2 protein-coding genes are annotated in these 4,150 nt (G+C 31.1%); both read left to right on the plus strand.

Annotated elements, in window-relative coordinates; translation table 11 throughout:
• Positions 1 to 2,420 (plus strand): DEAD/DEAH box helicase family protein (locus ACKVOV_RS09575; protein WP_409206535.1); only part of this gene is annotated, 2,420 nt, incomplete at its 5' end.
• 33 nt (positions 2,421 to 2,453) lie between these two features.
• Positions 2,454 to 4,079, plus strand: a complete 1,626-nt coding sequence (locus ACKVOV_RS09580) for a class I SAM-dependent DNA methyltransferase (protein ID WP_409206536.1) — start codon at positions 2,454 to 2,456, stop codon at positions 4,077 to 4,079.
• Positions 4,080 to 4,150: the final 71 nt, after the last annotated feature.

Raw genomic sequence — 4,150 nt, forward strand, 5'->3', positions numbered from 1 at the left:
TAGATGAAGCCAAAGAGAACTATGTTTTAAAAGATACTAATTTGGTTGGTATTAAAAATTCACCTGAATTTATTACTAATAAAAATCCTGATACACCTACAAATAGAATTTGTACTTCTTTATTTCAAATGGAACGTTTGCAATTTATGTTGCAGTATTCTATAGCTTATGTCAAAGGTTCCAAAGGTTTGCAAAAGCATATTATGCGTTATCCGCAACTCTTTGCAACGAAAGCCATTGAAGCCAAACTAGAAGAGGGTATAAAAAAAGGAATTATCTGGCATACTCAAGGAAGTGGTAAAACAGCTTTGGCATTTTATAATATTAAGTATCTAACGGATTACTTTCAGAAAAAAAATGTCATCCCAAAGTTTTATTTTATTGTAGATAGATTGGATTTATTAATACAATCAGCCAAAGAATTTAAAAGTCGTGGATTAGTAGTCCATGAAATTAGTTCTAGAGAAGCTTTTGCAAAGGATATAAAATCTACAAGTGTTATTCATAATAATTCAGGTAAAGCTGAAATTACAGTTGTTAACATACAAAAGTTTCAAGATGATCCAGACGTAGTTAGAAATACAGATTATCAATTAAATATACAAAGGGTGTATTTCTTAGATGAAGTACACAGAAGTTACAATCCAAAAGGTAGTTTCTTAGCGAACCTTAACGAATCTGATCCCAATGCAATTAAGATTGGTTTAACTGGAACACCACTTTTAGGAAGCGATTACAATTCAAAAGCCTTATTTGGAGGTTATATTCATAAATATTATTACAATTCATCTATTGCAGATGGATATACTTTGCGTTTAATTCGTGAAGAAATTGAAACCAATTATAAGCTTACTTTAAAACAAGCTTTAGAAGAAATTGAAATTCTAAAAGGAAATGCCGACAAGAAAATTGTTTATGCACATCCTAAGTTTGTAGAACCGATGTTGGATTATATTGTTCAAGATTTTGAGAAAGCAAGAATTTCTATGAACGATAATTCAATTGGTGGTTTGGTGGTTTGTGATTCATCCGAACAAGCTAAAATGTTGTTTGAAATATTTGAATCAAAATACGCTCCTAAAGAAATGCTTCCTAGTGATCTTCTTATGGCTGCCGAACCGCAAGAATCTTATGGAGACAAAAAGAGAATAGAAAGTAAAGTTACAACAGCGGCAGTAATCTTACACGACATAGGTACAAAACAAGACAGAAAAGATAAAGTAGAGGAGTTTAAAGACGGAAATATTGACTTTTTGTTTGTTTACAACATGTTGCTTACAGGTTTTGATGCACCAAGATTAAAGAAATTATATATTGGACGTGTAATTAAAGCTCACAATTTATTGCAAACCTTAACTCGTGTAAATAGAACTTACAAAGATTTTAGATACGGTTATGTGGTTGATTTCGCTGATATTCAAAAGGAATTTGACAAAACCAATCAGGATTATTTTAATGAGTTGCAATCGGAGCTAGGTGATGAAATGGAGCATTACTCCAACATTTTCAAATCGCAAGAAGAAATCAATTCTGAAATTGAAGAAATCAAAGAAGTATTATTTCATTTTGATACCAAGAATGCTGAGATTTTTTCACAACAAATCTCACAAATTAATGATAGAAGCGAGATTTTAAAGATTACTCGAGTATTAAATAATGCAAAGAGTTTATACAATTTGATTCGACTTTCTGGAAATTACGAATTGTTAGAACAACTCGATTTTCATAAATTAACAGTATTGTCTCGTGATGCCAATAACCGTTTAGCTTTGATTAATTCAAAAGAAGCGTTAGAAAATAATGTAGATACTTCAAACCTTTTAAACATAGCTTTAGAAGATGTGATTTTTGCTTTTGTGAAAGTGAAAGAAGAAGAAATGGTGTTAGCGGATCAACTTAAAAACATTCTTCAAAAAACTAGAGAAATGTTAGGTGGTAATTTTGATCAAAAAGCATTGGAGTTTATTTCGTTAAAAGAAGAATTGGAGCGTTTGTTCAAAAAGAAAAATTTGAATGAAGTAACCAAAGAAGAAATGGAAGCCAACATAAAAGCTTTAGAAATAGTTTATGCGAAAGCCAAAGAATTAGAACGCAAAAATCAATTGTTAAGAGCTAAATACGATAATGACGAAAAGTATGCTCGTTTGCACAAACGTCTAATGGAAAAAGATCCATTAACGGATAGTGAAAGTAAATTATTTGAAGCTTTGCAAGGTTTAAAGAAAGAAGTAGATGCACAAATCATTCAAAACTCTAAAATGTTGGAGAACGAAAGTTTTGTAGAGCGTATGATGATGCGATTGGTAATTGACCAATTTAAAAACAAACAACACATTCCTTTGGATGCTGCAACTACAAAGCGCATTAATGGAATGATAGTTAAAGAATACATGAATGAATTTTACGGAAGAACAGCTTAATTAAGATTTTAAAAAAAATAATAAAAAATAATAATGACCACTACAATACAATTTGAAAAGCAAACCAAAACATTAATTGACGATTTAAAAAGCGTTTGTGCTACTTATGGTTTGGGAAATGACGGAAATGAGTTTAAGATTATCACACAAGTATTTTTATATAAATTTCTGAACGATAAGTTTGTTCATGAAGTAAAGAAACTAGACGACAAAATTGCAAAAGCTGACAATTGGGAAGCAGTTTTAAAAAATTATAACGACGACGATTACGAAATGTTGTTAATGCAAATGAACGAAAGTACCGCTCGTTTGCAACCTAAACATTTTATTTCTAGTTTATTTGAAAGACAAAACGAAGCCAACTTTTCGGATATATTTGATAATACTTTACTAGATATCGCAAAAGAAAACAGCGATTTATTCTCGGTATTGACAGAAGGTGGTGAGAAAATTGTCTTGTTTGAAAATATTAGTAAATATGTAACAGACAAGCGTGATGACTTTTGCAAAGCCATTATCAACAAGTTGATTAATTTTAGTTTTGAGAATATCTTTCACGAAAAGTTCGATTTTTATGCTACTATTTTCGAATATTTAATAAGCGATTACAATACAAATAGTGGAGGAAAATATGCTGAATATTTTACACCTCATGCCGTTGCAAAAATTATGGCACGTTGTTTAGTTAGTGAAAATGTGAGCAATGTAACGTGTTATGATCCAAGTGCGGGATCAGGAACTTTGTTGATGAACTTGGCACACCAAATTGGAGAGGAAAAGTGTACGGTCTATTCTCAGGATATTTCGCAAAAGTCTTCTAATTTATTGCGACTAAATTTAATCCTAAACGATTTGGTACATTCTATTCCAAATATTGTAAAAGGAAACACCATATTAGAACCGTATCATAAAGACAAAAACGGACGTTTGCAACAGTTTGATTACATTGTTTCGAATCCTCCGTTTAAATTAGATTTTTCAGATTATGTTGCTGAATTAGATACCAAAGAAAACAACGAACGTTTTTTTGCAGGAATGCCAAACATTCCAAAGGCAAAAAAAGACAGCATGGCTATTTATCCTTTGTTTTTGCAACACATTATGTATTCACTAACTGCAAAAGGAAAAGCGGCTATAGTTGTACCAACAGGTTTTATAACCGCACAAAGCGGAATTGAACGTAAAATTCGGGAACAAATGGTGGAACGTAAAATGTTACGTGGTGTAGTAAGTATGCCTAGTAATATTTTTGCTACAACGGGAACCAATGTTTCTATTTTGTTTTTAGATAAAGAAAACAGCAAAGGGGATATTGTTTTGATGGATGCCTCTAAACTAGGAACCACAATAAAAGAAGGGAAAAACCAAAAAACTTTATTATCACCAGAAGAAGAAGATTATATTATTGATACATTTAATAATCACGAAGCCAAAGAAGATTTCTCTGTGGTGGTTTCTTATGAAGATATTAAAGCCAAAAACTATAGTTTGAGCGCTGGACAATATTTTGAAGTAAAAATTGAATATACCGATATTACTGCAAAGGAATTTGAAGACAAAATGAAAACCTTTGAAACCAGTTTAAGTGAACTTTTTAAGGAAAGTAAGACTTTGGAAATAGAAATTCAAAATAATTTGAAAGGGTTGAGATATGAGTAAACTTAAAACTTATAAGTTCAGTGATTTATATAAAATGAGTTCTGGAATTTCATCAAAACCTGAACAAGCAG

The sequence above is a fragment of the Flavobacterium sp. genome (assembly GCF_046153165.1).
Classification (GTDB): domain Bacteria; phylum Bacteroidota; class Bacteroidia; order Flavobacteriales; family Flavobacteriaceae; genus Flavobacterium.